Origin of the sequence: Streptomyces longispororuber (assembly GCF_024448165.1) — a bacterium.
GTDB classification, from domain to species: Bacteria; Actinomycetota; Actinomycetes; order Streptomycetales; family Streptomycetaceae; genus Streptomyces; species Streptomyces longispororuber_A.
On the sequence record NZ_JAMOLN010000212.1, the window covers coordinates 1 to 16,837 of the forward strand.

Annotated in this window: 16 protein-coding genes and 1 pseudogene; 14 read left to right on the forward strand and 3 right to left on the reverse strand. The window is 71.2% G+C overall.

The window, feature by feature from the left end:
• From M4J07_RS39120 to M4J07_RS39150, 7 genes and pseudogenes are all read left to right on the forward strand, one after another.
• Window positions 1–339: pseudogene (locus tag M4J07_RS39120) on the forward strand (MFS transporter); the annotation flags it as partial.
• Window positions 290–1,465, forward strand: coding sequence for an acetoin utilization protein AcuC (locus M4J07_RS39125; protein ID WP_255980345.1), 1,176 nt, complete (start codon window positions 290–292; stop codon window positions 1,463–1,465). The pseudogene M4J07_RS39120 and the gene M4J07_RS39125, both read left to right, overlap by 50 nt.
• Window positions 1,466–1,571: 106 nt before the next feature.
• Window positions 1,572–2,387, forward strand: a complete 816-nt coding sequence (locus tag M4J07_RS39130) for a phosphatase (RefSeq protein ID WP_255980347.1) — start codon at window positions 1,572–1,574, stop codon at window positions 2,385–2,387.
• A gap of 129 nt (window positions 2,388–2,516) precedes the next feature.
• Entirely contained in the window at window positions 2,517–2,729 is a 213-nt protein-coding gene (locus M4J07_RS39135; protein ID WP_158689180.1) for a helix-turn-helix domain-containing protein, read from the forward strand.
• 150 nt (window positions 2,730–2,879) lie between these two features.
• Entirely contained in the window at window positions 2,880–2,978 is a 99-nt protein-coding gene (locus M4J07_RS39140) for a 30S ribosomal protein bS22 (protein ID WP_003948845.1), read from the forward strand.
• Between the two features lie 224 nt (window positions 2,979–3,202).
• Window positions 3,203–4,276 (forward strand): NAD-dependent epimerase/dehydratase family protein, encoded by a 1,074-nt coding sequence (locus tag M4J07_RS39145; protein WP_255980351.1) that lies wholly within the window; start codon window positions 3,203–3,205, stop codon window positions 4,274–4,276.
• A gap of 14 nt (window positions 4,277–4,290) precedes the next feature.
• Window positions 4,291–5,340, forward strand: coding sequence for a lysophospholipid acyltransferase family protein (locus M4J07_RS39150; protein ID WP_255980353.1), 1,050 nt, complete (start codon window positions 4,291–4,293; stop codon window positions 5,338–5,340).
• Window positions 5,341–5,418: 78 nt separating this feature from the next.
• On the opposite strand, the gene M4J07_RS39155 is transcribed toward M4J07_RS39150, so the two are convergent.
• The 3 genes from M4J07_RS39155 to M4J07_RS39165 form a co-directional block, all read right to left on the reverse strand.
• On the reverse strand, window positions 5,419–6,627 hold the full coding sequence (locus M4J07_RS39155) for a DUF5667 domain-containing protein (RefSeq protein WP_255980355.1): 1,209 nt from the start codon (window positions 6,625–6,627) through the stop codon (window positions 5,419–5,421).
• Window positions 6,628–6,878: 251 nt separating this feature from the next.
• Window positions 6,879–7,670, reverse strand: a complete 792-nt coding sequence (locus M4J07_RS39160; RefSeq protein ID WP_255980357.1) for an ECF subfamily RNA polymerase sigma factor, BldN family — start codon at window positions 7,668–7,670, stop codon at window positions 6,879–6,881.
• A gap of 303 nt (window positions 7,671–7,973) precedes the next feature.
• Window positions 7,974–8,909: an HAD family hydrolase gene (locus M4J07_RS39165; RefSeq protein WP_255980359.1), complete on the reverse strand. Its 936-nt coding sequence runs from the start codon at window positions 8,907–8,909 to the stop codon at window positions 7,974–7,976.
• A 138-nt stretch (window positions 8,910–9,047) separates the two neighbouring features.
• Between M4J07_RS39165 and M4J07_RS39170 the strand changes: the two genes are divergently transcribed.
• The 7 genes from M4J07_RS39170 to M4J07_RS39200 form a co-directional block, all read left to right on the forward strand.
• On the forward strand, window positions 9,048–9,335 hold the full coding sequence (locus M4J07_RS39170) for a glutaredoxin family protein (protein WP_255980361.1): 288 nt from the start codon (window positions 9,048–9,050) through the stop codon (window positions 9,333–9,335).
• Between the two features lie 321 nt (window positions 9,336–9,656).
• The gene (locus M4J07_RS39175) at window positions 9,657–10,448 is read left to right on the forward strand and encodes a redox-sensing transcriptional repressor Rex (RefSeq protein WP_255980363.1); all 792 of its coding nucleotides are present in this window, start codon (window positions 9,657–9,659) and stop codon (window positions 10,446–10,448) included.
• Window positions 10,445–12,100: a glutamyl-tRNA reductase gene (locus tag M4J07_RS39180; RefSeq protein WP_255980365.1), complete on the forward strand. Its 1,656-nt coding sequence runs from the start codon at window positions 10,445–10,447 to the stop codon at window positions 12,098–12,100. Before M4J07_RS39175 ends, M4J07_RS39180 begins: the two co-directional genes overlap by 4 nt.
• On the forward strand, window positions 12,097–13,059 hold the full coding sequence (hemC, locus tag M4J07_RS39185; RefSeq protein ID WP_255980367.1) for a hydroxymethylbilane synthase: 963 nt from the start codon (window positions 12,097–12,099) through the stop codon (window positions 13,057–13,059). Before M4J07_RS39180 ends, hemC begins: the two co-directional genes overlap by 4 nt.
• Entirely contained in the window at window positions 13,056–14,735 is a 1,680-nt protein-coding gene (locus M4J07_RS39190; RefSeq protein WP_255980369.1) for a bifunctional uroporphyrinogen-III C-methyltransferase/uroporphyrinogen-III synthase, read from the forward strand. The genes hemC and M4J07_RS39190 overlap by 4 nt, the downstream gene beginning before the upstream one ends.
• A 90-nt stretch (window positions 14,736–14,825) precedes the next feature.
• Window positions 14,826–15,818 (forward strand): porphobilinogen synthase, encoded by a 993-nt coding sequence (gene hemB / locus M4J07_RS39195; RefSeq protein WP_255980370.1) that lies wholly within the window; start codon window positions 14,826–14,828, stop codon window positions 15,816–15,818.
• 50 nt (window positions 15,819–15,868) lie between these two features.
• Window positions 15,869–16,837: winged helix DNA-binding domain-containing protein (locus tag M4J07_RS39200; RefSeq protein WP_255980371.1), on the forward strand; the 969-nt coding region annotated here is incomplete at its 3' end.

Below are 16,837 nucleotides of genomic sequence, written 5' to 3' on the forward strand. Positions count from 1 at the left end.
GCCTGGGTGGGAATGCTCGGGTTCACTCTGCTGGGGCTCGGGCTCTGTGTGATCGTGCCGCAGACCTTCGCCGCCGCCGGGCGGATGTTCCCCGGGGCGTCCGACGCCGCCGTGGCGCGGCTCAATATCTTCAACTACGTGGGTTTTCTGGTGGGTTCGCCGCTCGTGGGCGCTCTGGGGGATGCGTGGAGCTATCGCGGGGCGATGCTGGTGCCGATGGCGCTGGTCCTGGTGACACTCGTGTACGCCCCTTCTTTCGGCGGCGGGGCGGGCCGATACGGTGGCGGTCATGAGCGGCCGCGCGCAGTTGATGTGGGACCCGGCGGTAGCGGGGTATGACTTCGGACCCGGGCACCCGATGGATCCGGTCAGACTCGAGCTGACCCGGGGCCTCGTCGATGCCTTCGGGCTCGACCGGGACGTGGACGTCGTCGCGGCCAAGCGGGCCGGCGACTCGACGCTGCGGCTCGTGCACCGCGAGGACTACGTGGAGGCGGTCAAGGCGGCGTCCGCGGATCCGGCGGCGGCCGACCAGGCGTACGGGCTCGGCACCGTCGACGATCCGGCCTTCGCCGGCATGCACGAGGTGTCCGCGCTGATCGCGGGCCAGTCGGTGGGGGCCGCCGAGGCCGTGTGGCGCGGTGAGGCCCTGCACGCGGTGAACTTCGCGGGCGGGCTGCACCACGCGATGCCGGGGGCCGCCTCCGGGTTCTGCGTGTACAACGACGCGGCGCTGGCGATCGCCCGGCTGCTGGAGCTCGGCGCGGAGCGCGTCGCGTACGTGGACGTGGACGTGCACCACGGGGACGGGGTGCAGGCCGCGTTCTGGGAGGACCCGCGGGTCCTGACGATCTCGCTGCACGAGCACCCCAGGACCCTGTTCCCGCAGACCGGATGGCCGGAGGAGACCGGGGCCGACGGGGCCGCCGAGGGGACGGCCGTGAACGTCGCTCTGCCGGCCGGTACCGGGGACGCCGGCTGGGTGCGGGCGTTCCACGCCGTGGTGCCGGAGCTGCTCGCGGAGTTCCGGCCCCAGGTCCTCGTGACCCAGCACGGGGCGGACACCCACTTCGAGGACCCGCTCGCGCACCTGGCGGTCTCGCTGGACGCGCAGCGCGCGGTGCAGGTGGCCTGTCACGAGCTCGCGCACGCGTACGCGGACGGCCGGTGGGTCGCGCTGGGCGGTGGCGGATACGCCGTGGTGGACGTGGTGCCGCGGTCGTGGACGCACTTGGTGGGCATCGCCGGCGGGCGGGAGATCGCGCCCGAGACGGTGATTCCCGAGGGGTGGCGGCAGCAAGTCTTCGCCCGTACGCGGCAGTTGGGGCCGGTGCGGATGACCGATGGGCGGTGGCCCGTCGCGTACCGGGAGTGGGAGGCGGGGTACGACCCGGCCGACCGGCTCGACCAGGCGATCCTCGCGACCCGCAAGGCGGCTTTCCCGTTGCGGGGGTTGCTGCCCTAGGCGGCCCGCGGCGGGGTGGCCCGCACGGAGCGGGGCGTTACTCCGACTGTGGGGTGTTTCGGGGTTTTGCGGGTGAGGTGGGTGGCAATGCGCCAGCATTTCAAGCGTGTTGAGCACCGGCGCCCTGCGTGCGCATCTGTTGGCGGCTCGGCTTGCCGGGCCCGTGGCGACCTCCCGCGAGGAGAGTCTGCGCAGTTACCGGCTCTTCGAGGCCCGGGACCCGCGCGTGCTGCTCGGGCTCGACCCCGAATGGTCGTGGGGGCAGCGGGACCTGCTCGCGCTGATGGCGGACAAGTGCGGGGTGTCGGGCGATCCGGCCCACACCGACGGGCACGACGTCATCGATCCGGAACGGACGCTCGCGGCCCTCGACGCCTTCGCCGACCGGCTCGCGAGGGCCGCTGACACCAGGTCTCCCGTGCTCTTCGGAACGGGACATCCGCACCGATTGCTCGGTTTCTACGCTTCCTTGGCGGACGCCCTGTCGGCGGTGGGATGTCCCGTCCTCACCCCGGCGCAGGGTCGCAGTGTCGACATAACGACCCGGTTCGGACTACGTACCTACAACCTTGACTACGTACGAGGAGTCGCGCTGGTGCGCGAACCCGGCGCGTGGCCGCCCGGTGGCGAAACGGGCGCGCACACCCACTCACCACTCCCGGTTCGTACCGCTCTGGCCGCTCTCGCGGAGGCCGGCGAACCGCTTCCCGGGCTTGTCGTGGGGGACCACGGGTGGGCCTGCGGTGCAGGTCAGTTGGGGTTCGAGGCCATCGGCCTGGCCGATACGGACGATCCCGCGCTGTTCGTCGGTGAGGCCGAGGGGCGGGTGTCCGTCGTCGTTCCGCTTGATGACGCTGTGCGGTCTGATTACTACCGACCGCTTACTCGCTATGTACTCAATCGAGCGTGTCTGTCACAGTAGGCGGCCGATCGCTGCTCCTCTTCCCCACTCGCACCACCCGCCCCTACATTGGGGAGTGAGCACGCAACGACGTTGAGTCACCGGAAGGGGAAGCCGGTGGCCGTCGAGTGCGGAAGGTTCAGGTGTGTCATGGCTGCTGGTGAGAGTAGGCCTCTGAACGAGGTGCAGTTCCTGACCGTGGCGGAAGTCGCCTCGGTCATGCGAGTGTCCAAGATGACCGTGTACCGGTTGGTGCACAGCGGTCATCTGCCCGCGATCCGGGTGGGGCGGAGCTTCCGTGTCCCCGAGCAAGCGGTCCACGAGTACCTCCGCGAGTCCTATGTGGGGGTGGATGCGGGCTGATCCGTAGCCCCCGGAAGCCCTCGATTTCTGGCTCGGCGCTCGGGCGGGGTAGGCTAGCCCCTCGTAGGTCGTGTGGGCCCCAATTCAGCCCCGCACCGAGTGATTGTCCCCGCACAGCGGGGGTTGTCCCAGAAGTGAGCGAGGGTAGTCGTGGGCTCTGTTATCAAGAAGCGGCGTAAGCGGATGGCTAAGAAGAAGCACCGCAAGCTGCTGAAGCGCACCCGCGTGCAGCGTCGCAACAAGAAGTAAGCGACCGCTGCGAGAAGCGCGTTTCTGTGGCCCTTTCACCGTTCGGTGGGAGGGCCACAGTGCGTTGTGGGGTACGGGATTCGTTCAGGCTTGTACGTATATCTGTGGCTGTCGTCACTTCCTGCACTGTGTAGTCATCACAGCGCAACATCGAACCGATAACGTGACCCGCGGCAGAGCATGCGGAGCGCGGGCGGGGCTGGGACGGAAGGTAGGCGCTGATCTTGGGCAAGGTCGTGCTCGTGACCGGGGTGGCCCGGCAACTGGGGGGCCGGTTCGTCCGACGGATCCAGCGTGATCCGGAGGTGGACCGGGTGATCGGGGTGGACGCCGTGCCGCCCGCGCACCATCTGGGCGGGGCCGACTTCCTCCAGGCGGACATCCGCCAGCCGACGATCGCGCGAGTGCTCGCCGAGCACTCCGTCGACACCGTCGTGCACATGGACGTGACCGGGACGCCGCTGGCCAGTGGCGGCCGCGGCTCGGTCAAGGAGACCAACGTCATCGGCACGATGCAGCTGCTCGGCGCGTGCCAGAAGTCGCCGCAGGTGAAGCGGCTGGTCGTGAAGTCGAGTACGAACGTGTACGGGTCGGCGCCGCGGGACCCGGCCGTGTTCACCGAGACGACGCCGCCGAAGTCGCTGCCGAGCGGTGGCTTCGCGAAGGACACCGTCGAGGTCGAGGGGTACGTGCGCGGGTTCGCCCGGCGCCGGCCCGACGTCGCGGTGTGCGTGCTGCGCTTCGCCAACATCCTGGGTCCGACGGCCGATTCGCCGCTCGCCGAGTACTTCTCGCTGCCGGTCCTGCCGACCGTCTTCGGCTATGACCCGCGGCTGCAGTTCGTGCACGAGGACGATGTCATCGAGGTGCTGCGGATCGCCTCGCACGATCCGGCGCGCTCCACGCTCAACAGCGGGACGTTCAACGTCGCGGGCGACGGCGTGCTGCTGCTCTCACAGTGCTCGCGGCGGCTCGGCCGGCCGACCGTTCCCGTCCTGCTGCCGGCCGTGACCTGGGTGGGCAGCGCGCTGCGTACGCTGGGTGCGACGGACTTCTCGCCCGAGCAGATCAGGCTGCTCACGCACGGGCGGGTGGTGTCGACGACCCAGATGCGCGACACACTGGGATACCGGCCCAAATACACGACGGCCGAGGCCTTCGCGGACTTCGTACGCGGCCGGGGCCCCGGGCTGCTGCCGCCCCAGGCCCTCGCGGGGGCCGTGGACCGGATCGCCGCGCTGCCCGTCCTGGGCGGCGGCCGCACGCCCAGCCACCCCCCGACGCAGAGCGCCAACTGAGGAGCGCATCAACGATGGCGGACGCCAAGGTCATTCCGTTCGACGACGACAGGTCTCGAGGGGCGGCCGGCAAGGGTGCCACGCGCCGCAGGGGCCCGGGGGGCAGCGGCCGGCGCAAGGGCGAGCCCGCTGCCGTACGCGAGGTGCAGCCGCTGCCCGTGCAGCAGGCCGCGCCCGTGCCCGAACCCGAGGAGCCCGCCGTGCCGGAGAAGCCCGAGGAGCGGGGCGGCTGGGACCGGCGCATCGCGGGCGGGCTGTCGTTCCTGCGGCGCCGGATCACCGGGGACTACGACGTCGACGAGTTCGGCTACGACAAGGAACTCACCGACCAGGTCCTGATGTCGCTGCTGCGGCCGATCGCGGAGAAGTACTTCCGGGTCGAGGTGAAGGGCGTCGAGAACATCCCGTCGGAGGGCGGGGCGCTGATCGTCTCCAACCACTCGGGGACGCTGCCGCTCGACGGCCTGATGCTGCAGGTCGCCGTGCACGACAACCACCCGGCCGAGCGCCATCTGCGGCTCCTGGCAGCCGACTTGGTGTTCATGCTGCCGGTGGTGAACGAGCTGGCGCGCAAGGCCGGGCACACGCTGGCCTGCGCGGAGGACGCGCAGCGGCTGCTCGAGGGCGGTGAGCTGGTCGGCGTCATGCCGGAGGGCTTCAAGGGCATCGGCAAGCCGTTCAGCGAGCGGTACAAGTTGCAGCGGTTCGGCCGCGGAGGCTTCGTGTCCACGGCCCTGCGGGCCGGGACGCCGATCGTGCCGTGCTCGATCGTCGGGGCGGAGGAGATCTACCCGATGATCGGCAACGCGAAAACGCTCGCGCGTGTCCTCGGCTTCCCGTACTTCCCGATCACGCCTACGTTCCCGTGGCTGGGGCCGCTCGGTGCGGTGCCGTTGCCGACGAAGTGGACGATCCAGTTCGGTGAGCCGATCGCGACGGACGGGTATCCGCCGGAGGCGGCCGAGGATCCGATGCTGATGTTCAACCTGACGGACCAGGTGCGGGAGCAGATTCAGCACACGTTGTACAAGTTGCTGGTGCAGCGGCGGTCGGTGTTCTTCTGACGGGTGGGCCGGCGCCGATCTGGTGCGGTGAAAGGGGCGCGGGGACCAGGTCCTCGCGCCCCTTCCGTTGTCGCGGAGCTACTTCGCGTCCTCGCCGTCGATGCCCAGGCCGGGCAGCAGGCCGGGGAGGAGCGGGGGCAGGGTCACGTCCGGTTTGGCCGAACCCGTGCCGGTGGAGCCCGACTTGCCGGAGGACGGGGTCGGGGTCGACTCGTCCTTCGGCGGGTCCAGGAGGCCGCCCGTGGTTTCGCCGAGGAGGCCGTCCTCGTCCTTGCCGGTGCCGGAGCTGGACGGCTTGGGCTTCGTCGAACCGGAGCCACCGCGGTGGCTGTCGGCGGAGCCGGACGGGGTCGAGCGGTCGGTGCCGGACGTGCCCGGCGACGTACCACCGCCGCTGTACCCGGTGCCGGACGAGCCGCCCTGGTCGGGGGGCTGCGGCAGCAGCGAGCGCAGCGGGCCCACCTCTTGGTCTATGGCGTCGAAGACCGAGCTCACCTGGTCCCTGACGTCGCCCAGCTGGACCGGGAGCTTGTCGCTCAGGGCGGTCCAGCTCTGCCGGTGCGACGCGGAGAACGCCGACAGGGCCTGGATCGGGCCGAGCGAGCCGTCCCGCTTGTACGCCTCGCTCAGCAGCCGGTGGCCCTCGGACGCGTCGTACTGCATCCCGGAGAGCGCCCTGCGGACCTCGCCCACGGACTCGTGGTCGAGGTGCCCCGTGCGGCCGCGGTCCATCAGCCGGCGCGCCTCGTTCAGCCGCGTCGACGCCTGGTCCAGGTAGATCTGCCCGCGGTCGGAGTCGCCGTCCGCCATGCCGAGCTTGAGATCCTCCATGCCGCGCTTGAGGCCGTAGAGGTGGTCACCCGGCAGGGCGTTCGAACTCGCCGCGGCCACTCCGCTGAACGCGCCCGCGGCCACACCGACCGTGAGCCCGCCCGCGGCGATGCCCTTGGACAGGCGTGAGCGCGGCCGGAGCTTGCGCAGGGAGGCCGCCCGGTGGGCGCCCTTGGTCCTGGTGCGCTGCTCCGGTACCGACGTGCCTGCCCCGCCCTCCTGGAGCATGGCCTCCATGGCGGCCACGAGCTGCGCCCGCTGCACCACCTTCACCTCGGGGTCCAGCTCCGGTGTGGGCAGCTCGCCGAGGCCCGCGGCCAGGCTCAGGAGCCTGCCCTGCTCGGTCCGGTCGGCCGGATCCTCCGGCTGCTGCGCCGCCGCGTCCCGGTCGGACTGGTCCTCCAGGGCCTGGGCGAAGGCGTTCGCCCGCCGGTGTGCCGATACATTCGCGATCACTGGCGGCACCTCCTCTCGTCATGACGGTCGACTCCCATGTCGACTCCCCAGGGGGTCCTGAGGGTTGCACGCCCGAGCCGCTTGCACTCGATCGAGTGAGTGAAACCGGGACCGGACGTGACCACAGGGAGCCTGCATCCCGCACAACGAGCGGCTTGGCACTTGGGTTACGGACGAAAGATGATCCGACCGCGAAAGCATCTGGCTTTCACAGAAGGTGAGTTGAGCGTCGCGCGCGGTGACGCGAACGATCAGCGTGCGTCGTCGGGGAGCAGGCGCGCGAGGGTGCGGACCGCCCGGTACTGGAGGGTCTTGATCGCGCCCTCGTTCTTGCCCATCACCCGGGCTGTCTCGGCGACGGAGAGGCCCTGCAGGAAGCGGAGCGTGACGCACTCCTGCTGCTGCGGGTTCAGCCGTCGCACGGCGTCCAGGAGCGCCGCGTTCGACAGGGACTCCAGGACGGAGTCCTCCGGTGAACGCTCCACCTCGTTCGCGTCGAGCATTTCGCCCGTGGTCACTTCGAGGCGGAAGCGGCTCGACTTGAAGTGGTCCGCGACCAGATTGCGCGCGATCGTGACCAGCCAGGCGCCGAAGTCGCGGCCCTGCCAGGTGAAGGTGCCGATGCGGCGCAGGGCGCGCAGGAAGGTCTCGCTGGTGAGGTCCTCCGCCGTCGCCTTCCCGCCGACGCGGTAGTAGATGTAGCGGTACACGGTGTCGCTGTACTGGTCGTAGAGCCGGCCGAAGGCATCGGCTTCGCCGGCCTGGGCGCGCTCGACCAGGTCCATCATGCGGGCGCTGTCGCTGTCCGCGGCGGGCCGGCGGGCCGTGGAGGTACCGGACGCGCCGGCGGCTCCGGAGCGTGCGCGTCTGCCCACGGTGGCGGCGCTGCTGTCGGCCATGGTGAAGCACGGACCGGCCGGCGCAGGGACGGCGGCGAGGGCGGGGACGGCGTACGCGGTGGGGACGAAGCCGCGCAAGCGGTCCACGACCGTTGCGCGCAGCGTAGCCAGGCCCGAGGCGTCAACCCCGACGTGTTGAAACACGGGACTCCCAGAGGCAGAGCTTCCATCACGTGCAGTGCGGGACCGTTCACCCGTCGTGCTGACGTGTCGGTACCGGAATGCGTCTGAGGAGAATAACGCTTCGTGCAGGGAGCGCTACACCCAGTTGCTCAAATCATCGATTACGTCACTTCTGTAGCTGATCGGCGATGGTTCAAGTACCTGAGAGTGACCACTTGTTGATCGGATTAGGTCATGTTCCGGTTGCGGCCGTGACGCGTTGTGGCCGAGTGATATCCGCGTGACTGGCGGGGGCCGGTCACGGGTAAGCAGTCCGGAATGCCGTCAGCGGCGGCGTCGGTGCAGTGCGATCGCCGCCGCCGTGCCGCCCGCGACCGCGCCGACGCCGGCCGCCGCGGGGATGCCGACCTTCGCGGCCTTGCGGCCGGTGCGGTAGTCGCGCAGCCGCCAGTCCCGCTCGCGCGCGTACTTGCGCAGTTTGGCGTCGGGGTTGATCGCGTACGGGTGCCCGACGAGCGAGAGCATCGGGATGTCGTTGTGGGAGTCGCTGTACGCGGCGCAGCGGCCGAGCTCCAGGCCCTCGGCGGAGGCGAGCGCGCGGACGGCCTCGGCCTTCGCGGGGCCGTGCAGCGGCTCGCCGACGAGCTTGCCGGTGTAGACGCCGCCGATCGACTCGGCGACCGTGCCGAGGGCGCCGGTCAGGCCCAGGCGGCGGGCGATGACCGTGGCGATCTCCACCGGGGCGGCCGTGACGAGCCAGACCTTCTGCCCGGCGTCCAGGTGGGCCTGGGCCAGGGCGCGGGTGCCGGGCCAGATCCGCTCCGCCATGTACTCGTCGTAGATCTCCTCGCCGATCGACATCAGCTCGGAGACGCGGTGCCCCTTGACGATGGACAGCGCGCTGTCGCGGGCGTCCTGCATGTGCTCGGGGTCCTCGACGCCGGCGATCCTGAACCACGCCTGCTGCCAGGCGAACCGGGTCAGCTCGCGGCGCTGGAAGAACTTCCTCTTGTACAGGCCGCGACCGAAGTGGAAGATCGCGGCGCCCTGCATCACGGTGTTGTCCAGGTCGAAGAAGGCGGCGGCCTTGTCGTCGCCGACGACCGGGAACTCCGGTTCCTGATCGCCTTCGGCGGGGGGCGCCTGGTCCTCGATCTCCTGGGAGGACTTGCGGGCGGCCTCGGCCGAGGCCTCGCCGGCCAGCACGCTCCGCGCGGTGGCGGAGCGCCTACGGGGTGTGAGCCATCCAAGAGCGGCCATGCGGCGAGCATAGCCAGTCTGTTCGGTGCATCCGGAGTCGAGAGGATTTCGGGCGGCTGTCGCTGTGTGAACTCTCGGCTACTACGGGCCCGGAAAGACGCGGAAGTGCGTCGTACGGGATCGGCCGGTGGGGCGAGAATGGCTGGTATGAGCCCCATCTTTCGCCGTGGTGAGAAGAAGAGTCCCGAGGACCGGGTCGTCACGCTGATCGGTAAGCCCGGGTGTCATCTGTGTGATGACGCACAGGTGGTGATCGAGAAGGTGTGCGCCGAGGTCGGCGCGTCCTGGGAGAAGAAGGACATCAACGAGGACGCGGAGCTGTACCGCAAGTACTGGGAGCAGATCCCGGTCGTTCTCGTCGACGGGGAGCAGCACGACTTCTGGCGCGTGAAGGAGGAGCGGCTGCGTACGGCACTGACGCGCTAGGCCGTCGCACAAGTCACTGACCGAGGAGTCCAACTGGCCCCCAAAGTCGCTTAGGATCGAGGGCGGTTTTGGTCTCGGGGGCGTGGATCGTAAGGAAGGTGTGCGGTTTTGCCCCCCTCAGGTGAGCAACGAAGCTGCCTGCGCGCCGGTTCCAGGATCGCGCGCCGGGGGCGCGTGACCCCGGTCACGTTGGCCGGGCAAATCGGACACCATCTTTGTGCACGCGTTCACAAAGACATAGCCTGCATTCGACGGGGCGGTCTTGGGACACGACAAGGCGTACCAGCCCGCCCACAGCCCCGCTCTACCCGCAGGAGCACCGTGGCAACTGGCCGAACTCACCGACCGGCGACCCGCAGCCGAGGCATTCCCGAGGCCACCGTCGCCAGGCTTCCGCTGTACCTCCGAGCCCTCACCGCTCTGTCGGAGCGCTCGGTGCCCACGGTCTCCTCCGAGGAGCTCGCGGCCGCCGCGGGGGTCAACTCCGCGAAGCTGCGCAAGGACTTCTCGTACCTCGGCTCGTACGGGACCCGGGGCGTCGGTTACGACGTCGAGTACCTCGTCTACCAGATCTCGCGCGAGCTGGGCCTCACGCAGGACTGGCCGATCGTGATGGTCGGTATCGGTAACCTCGGTGCGGCGCTGGCCAATTACGGTGGGTTCGCCTCGCGCGGCTTCCGCGTCGCGGCGCTGATCGACGCCGATCCCGCGATGACCGGCAAGTCCGTCGCCGGCATGTCCGTGCAGCACGCCGACGACCTCGAGAAGATCGTCGACGAGAACGGCGTGTCCATCGGCGTCATCGCGACCCCGGCCGGTGCCGCGCAGCAGGTCTGCGACCGGCTCGTCGCCGCCGGTGTCACCTCCATCCTGAACTTCGCGCCGACCGTCCTGTCCGTGCCGGACGGCGTCGACGTGCGCAAGGTCGACCTCTCCATCGAGCTGCAGATCCTCGCGTTCCACGAGCAGCGCAAGGCCGGCGAGGGCGCGGTCGACGGCGCCGAGGGCGCCGGCGTCGGTGTCGAGGGCCCGGCCGCCAAGGTCACCAGGCCCACCGCCGGCGACGACCGCAAGGGACCCGACGGGGACGTGCCCGCCGTGATGCCGGCATGAGTCTCCTCGTCGTCGGGCTGAGCCACCGCAGCGCCCCGGTCAGCGTCCTGGAGCGGGCCGCGCTCGCCGTGGACACCCAGGCCAAGCTGCTCCAGGACACCCTCGCCGCCGAGCCGGCCGCCGAGGCCGCCGTCCTCGCCACCTGCAACCGCATCGAGCTGTACGCGGACGTGGACAAGTTCCACGCCGGTGTCGCCGAGCTGTCGACGCTGCTCGCGCAGCACAGTGGCGTGGGTCTCGAAGAGCTCACTCCTTATCTTTATGTGCACTACGAGGACCGGGCGGTGCACCACCTGTTCTCGGTGGCGTGCGGGCTCGACTCGATGGTGGTCGGCGAGGGACAGATCCTCGGCCAGATCAAGGACACCCTGGCCCGCGCCCAGGAGCTGCACTCCGCGGGCAAGCTCCTCAACGACCTCTTCCAGCAGGCCCTGCGGGTCGGCAAGCGCGCGCACTCCGAGACCGGGATCGACCGCGCCGGTCAGTCGCTCGTCACCTTCGGTCTCGAGCAGCTCGCCGTCGGGCAGCCGGTGGACGCGTGGGCGCAGGGCAAGCGCGCCCTCGTCATCGGTGCCGGGTCGATGTCGTCGCTGGCCGCCGCCACGCTCGCGCGGGCCGGTGTCGCCGAGGTCGTCGTCGCCAACCGGACCATGGAGCGCGCCGAGCGGCTCGTCGAGATCCTGACCGAGGCGGGTACGGCGGCCCGTGCCGTCGCCATGGACGCCGTGGCCGACGAACTGACACGTGCCGACGTCGCGATCTCCTGCACCGGTGCCACCGGGCTCGTGCTCACCGCCGACGCCGTGCGGGCCGCCGTCGCGGGCCGCACGCCGACCGCGGGCGCCGAGGTGCCCGCGCCGTCGACTCCCGCTTCCGGCAAGGCCGTTGCCGACCCGTGCCCCGTGGACACCGTGCGCGGCGGGTTCTCCGTCGAGGGCGAGGCCGCGGTCGCCGGGTTCGACGCGGCCGCGCTCGAACAGCACGGCGCCTGGGTGGACAACGCCCCGGGCGAGCGGGTCCGGCCGGTGGAGGCATCGGAGGCCGACACCATCGCCGCGCTCGCCGCCGTCGGCCGGGTGCCCGAGATGCGCCGCGACCGCGCCCCTGAGCCGGTGCGCCCGGTGGCCCTGGCCCTCCTCGACCTGGCGATGCCGCGCGACATCGACGCGGCCGCGCACCGGATCGGCGGGGTCCGCCTCGTCGACATCGAGTCCCTCGCCGACGCCTCCGCCGACGCACCCATGGCCGCCGACGTGGACCAGGTGCGGGCGATCGTGGCGGACGAGGTCACCGCGTTCGGCGCCGCCCAGCGGGCCGCGCACATCACGCCGACCGTCGTCGCGCTGCGCACGATGGCCGCGGACGTGGTGGCGAACGAGATCGCGCGCCTCGACGGCCGGCTGCCCGGCCTGGACGAGAAGCAGCGCGCGGAGATCACCCAGACCGTGCGACGCGTGGTGGACAAGCTGCTGCACGCGCCGACCGTACGGGTCAAGCAGCTGGCGGCCGAGCCCGGCGGTGCCGGGTACGCGGACGCGCTGCGCACCCTGTTCGACCTGGACCCGGAGACGGTCGCCTCCGTCTCGCGGGCCACCCCCCAAGACCGTGAACCCGCAACCGGCACGGTAGGCAAGAATCGAGGCCCGGCATGACCGCCGAGAAAGCACTGAGGCTGGGCACCCGGCGCAGCAAGCTGGCCATGTCCCAGTCCGGGCATGTCGCCGAAGCCGTACGCCAGTTGACCGGCCGCGAGGTCGAGCTGGTGGAGATCACCACGTACGGGGACACCTCCCGTGAGCACCTGACGCAGATCGGTGGCACGGGCGTCTTCGTGGCCGCGCTGCGCGAGGCGCTGGCGAGCGGCGAGGTCGACTTCGCCGTGCACTCGCTGAAGGACCTGCCCACCGCGCAGCCCGAGGAGCTCACGCTGGCCGCCGTGCCGCTGCGCGAGGACCCGCGGGACGTGCTGATCGCGCGGGACGGCCTGACGTTCACCGAGCTGCCCGCCGGCGCCCGCGTGGGCACCGGGTCGCCGCGCCGCATGTCCCAGCTCAACGCCTACGCGAAGAGTCACGGCATGCGCATCGAGACCGTGCCGATCCGCGGGAACATCGACACCCGCATCGGATACGTGGAGAAGGGTGAGCTCGACGCCGTCGTTCTGGCGGCCGCCGGCCTCAACCGCATCGGGCGGAGCGGAGAAGTGACCGACTTCCTCTCCACCGACATCGTCCTGCCCGCCCCCGGTCAGGGGGCTCTGGCAGTCGAGTGCACCGCCAGGAACGGTGTGCTCGTCGCCGCGCTCGCCGAGCTCGACGACCCGCTCACCCGGGTCGCCGTGACCGCCGAGCGGTCCCTGCTCGCCGCCCTGGAGGCCGGCTGCAGCGCACCCGTGGGTGCCCTCGCCGACCTTCTGGCCGACGGGCAGATTGTCAAGGAAATGCGCCTGCGCGGCGTCGTCGGTACCACCGACGGCTCCGAGCTCGTGCAGCTGTCCACCACCGGTCCCGTGCCCTCGTCCGAGGACGAGGCGCTGGCTCTCGGGCGGGAACTCGCCGCCGAGATGCTGGCCAAGGGCGCGGCCGGTCTGATGGGGGAGCGAGCACTTTGAGCCCCACCACCGCTGAATCGACCGCCTGCGCACCTGGGCACGTCACCTTCCTGGGTGCCGGCCCCGGTGATCCAGGACTGCTCACCCTACGGGCCGTGGAGGCCCTGACCCGAGCGGATGTGCTGATCGCCGAGCCCGAAGTGCTCGACGTCGTCCGCACTCATGCCAGGGCAGGAGTCACCGTCCTCGACGCCGAGGGCGTGCCCGGGCAGACCGGCGCCGCTGACGGGGCGTCAACTGCCGTCGCGGTCCCGGCTCTGAGGGACTGGGCCAATCTTGTCATGGAGGCCGCACGGGGCGGCAAGCGGGTCGTGCGTGCCGTCACCGGTGACCCCGGGCTCGACACGTACGCGGCCGAGGAGATGCTCGCCTGCGCCTCCCAGGGCATCGACTTCGAGGTCGTCCCGGGTGTCGCGGCGGCCGTCGGCGTGCCCGCGTACGCCGGTGTCCCGCTGCGCGACGCGGAGGGCGCGGACGTCCGTTTCGTGGACGCCCGGACCGCCTCCGACCGCTGCTGGACCGAGGTCGGCGCGTCCGACGGCACGGTCGTGGTGTCGACGACGCTCGACGCGGTGGCCGCGGCCGCGGGTGAGCTGGTGGCGGCGGGCCGCAAGCCCGACACCCCGCTGTCGGTCACGATCGCCGGTACGACGACGCGCCAGAAGACCTGGTCCGCCACGCTCGGCACCATCGCGCAGACGTTCAAGCAGGCCAAGGTGCTGCCGTCGCCGGAGGGCAACCGCCCGGTGATAGCCGTGGTCGGTGAGCGCAGTGCCGCCGCCCGGCGTGACCAGCTGTCGTGGTTCGAGTCGAAGCCGCTGTTCGGCTGGCGCGTGCTCGTCCCCAGGACGAAGGAGCAGGCCGCCTCGCTCTCCGACCAGCTCAGCTCCTACGGTGCGGTGCCGCACGAGGTCCCGACGATCGCCGTCGAGCCGCCGCGCACCCCGCAGCAGATGGAGCGCGCGGTCAAGGGCCTGGTCACCGGCCGCTACGAGTGGATCGCCTTCACGTCGGTGAACGCCGTCAAGGCCGTCCGCGAGAAGTTCGAGGAGTACGGGCTCGACGCCCGTGCCTTCGCCGGGATCAAGGTGGCGGCCGTCGGCGAGCAGACCGCGAACGCGCTGATCGCGTTCGGTGTGAAGCCGGACCTGGTGCCCAGCGGTGAGCAGTCGGCCGCGGGTCTCCTGGAGGACTGGCCGCCCTACGACCCGGTCTTCGACCCGATCGACCGCGTCTTCCTGCCGCGGGCCGACATCGCCACGGAGACCCTGGTCGCCGGGCTGATCGAGCTGGGCTGGGAGGTCGACGACGTCACGGCGTACCGGACCGTGCGCGCCTCGCCGCCGCCGGCCGAGACACGGGAGGCGATCAAGGGCGGCGGCTTCGACGCCGTGCTCTTCACGTCCTCGTCGACGGTGCGGAACCTGGTCGGGATCGCGGGCAAGCCGCACAACGTGACGGTGATCGCCTGCATCGGTCCGGCCACGGCGAAGACCGCCGAGGAGCACGGCCTGCGGGTCGACGTCATGGCTCCGGAGCCGTCGGTGCACAAGCTGGCCGCCGCGCTCGCCGAGTTCGGCGCCAAGCGGCGGGACGCGGCCGTCGAGGCCGGTGACCCGGTGACGCGGCCGAGCGAGCGGCGCCCCGGGGCGCGGCGCCGGCGGGCCGCGCCGTAAGGCAGAGTTGAGGGGCGGGTGCCCGGCTTCGGCCGGATGCCCGCCCCGCTTCGTTTTCATAGGTTCTTGTAGGTACGAGGTGACAGTGCAGTGACTCGGTACGGCTCTTTCCCCGGTTCGCGTCCGCGGCGGCTGCGGACGACTCCCGTCATGCGGCGGATGGTCGCCGAGACGCGGCTGCATCCGTCCGATCTGATCCTGCCCGCGTTCGTGCGGGAGGGCATCGACGCGCCCGTGGAGATCGGCTCGATGCCGGGCGTGTACCAGCACACCCGGGACTCCCTGAAGAAGGCGGCCGTCGAGGCCGCCGAGGCCGGGGTCTCCGGGATCATGCTGTTCGGCGTGCCGCTGGACGAGAAGAAGGACGGGGCGGGCACGGTCGGCACGGACCCGGACGGGATCCTCCAGGTCGCGCTGCGCGACGTGCGGGCCGAGGTCGGCGACGACCTGGTCGTGATGTCCGACCTGTGCCTGGACGAGTTCACCGACCACGGGCACTGCGGCGTGCTGGACGAGCAGGGCCGCGTGGACAACGACGCGACGCTGGAGCGGTACGCGGAGATGGCGCAGGTCCAGGCCGACGCGGGCGCGCACGTCGTGGGCCCCAGCGGCATGATGGACGGTCAGATCGGCGTCGTCCGCGACGCGTTGGACCAGATCGGGCGCGACGACGTCGGCATCCTGGCGTACACGGTGAAGTACTCCTCCGCCTTCTACGGCCCGTTCCGGGAGGCCGTCGGCTCCTCGCTGCAGGGGGACCGCAAGACGTACCAGCAGGACCCGGCCAACGCCCGTGAGTCCATGCGGGAGTTGGCGCTCGACCTCGCCGAGGGCGCCGACATGGTGATGGTGAAGCCGGCCGGCCCCTACCTGGACATCCTGGCGAAGGTCGCGGAGTCGGTGGACGTGCCCGTGGCCGCGTACCAGATCAGCGGCGAGTACGCGATGATCGAGGCGGCCGCGCAGCGCGGCTGGATCGAGCGGGACCGGGCGATCATGGAGGCGCTGACCGGTATCAAGCGGGCCGGCGCGCACATGATCCTCAGCTACTGGGCGACCGAGGTGGCGCGCAAGCTGGACTGATCCCTCGCGGATCCGGGTGCGGGGTCGGACGGGCCGGGACAATGGCCCGCATGACGATCACCGCGCGCGTCCTCAACCGGTCCACCCTCGCCCGGCAGTTGCTCCTGGAGCGGACGGCGGTCGGGGTCGAGGACGCGGTACGGCGGGTTGTCGCGCTTCAGGCGCAGCAGCCCGCTTCGCCGTACGTGGCCCTGTGGAACCGGGTGGCGGGGTTCGAGGCGGAGCTGCTGGACGCGGCGTTCCGGGACTTCCGGGTGGTGAAGTCCACGATGATGCGGATCACGCTGCACGCGGTGCACGTCGACGACTACCGGGCGCTGCGGGCCGCGGTGGAGCCCACGGTGCGCGGGGCGCGGCTGCGGGACGCGCGGTTCCGGGCGTCGGGGCTGACGGAGGCGGAGGGGGCCGGGCTGCTGCCGGACCTGCTGCGGCGTTCCGAACACCCGTCTACCAGCGCCGAGTTGGGGAAGTGGTTCGCTGAACGGGCCGGTGTGGAAGGGAAGTCGGCGCTGCCCGCGTGGCGGATGCTGCGGCAGTGGGCGCCGCTCTGGCACGCGCCGGTGGCGGGGGTGCCGTGGGGATACGCCTCCGACAGCAGGCAGTTGTTCGTGGCGGCGGACGCCGGGCGGGTGCCCGAGCTGGGCGACGCCGAGGCGGTGGCGGAGGGGATGCGGGTGCTGGTCCGCCGCTATCTGGAGGGGTTCGGGCCCGCTTCGGTGGCGGACATGGCGCAGTTCGGGCTCGTGCAGAAGGGGCGGGTGCGGGCGGCGCTCGGCGATGACCTGGTGGAGCTGGCCGGTCCTGGCGGCGAGGTGCTGTACGACGTGCCGGGCGGGGTGCTGCCGGACGGGGACGTGCCGGCGCCGCCGCGGCTGATGGCCATGTGGGACAGCACGCTGCTCGCCTACGCCGACCGGGGCCGGGTGATTCCGCCCGAGTACCGCAAGTACGTGACGCGGGTGAACGGGGACGTGCTGCCGACGGTGCTCGTGGACGGCTATGTGGCGGGGGTCTGGCGG

What these genes read in the sequence shown, in the direction of transcription:
- hemC (WP_255980367.1), top strand. Translation starts at nt 12,097, where the DNA reads ATGACCGCCGAGAAAGCACTGAGGCTGGGCACCCGGCGCAGCAAGCTG.
- M4J07_RS39125 (WP_255980345.1), top strand. Translation starts at nt 290, where the DNA reads ATGAGCGGCCGCGCGCAGTTGATGTGGGACCCGGCGGTAGCGGGGTAT.
- M4J07_RS39165 (WP_255980359.1), bottom strand. Translation starts at nt 8,909, where the DNA reads ATGGCCGCTCTTGGATGGCTCACACCCCGTAGGCGCTCCGCCACCGCG.
- M4J07_RS39135 (WP_158689180.1), top strand. Translation starts at nt 2,517, where the DNA reads ATGGCTGCTGGTGAGAGTAGGCCTCTGAACGAGGTGCAGTTCCTGACC.
- M4J07_RS39180 (WP_255980365.1), top strand. Translation starts at nt 10,445, where the DNA reads ATGAGTCTCCTCGTCGTCGGGCTGAGCCACCGCAGCGCCCCGGTCAGC.
- M4J07_RS39150 (WP_255980353.1), top strand. Translation starts at nt 4,291, where the DNA reads ATGGCGGACGCCAAGGTCATTCCGTTCGACGACGACAGGTCTCGAGGG.
- M4J07_RS39170 (WP_255980361.1), top strand. Translation starts at nt 9,048, where the DNA reads ATGGCTGGTATGAGCCCCATCTTTCGCCGTGGTGAGAAGAAGAGTCCC.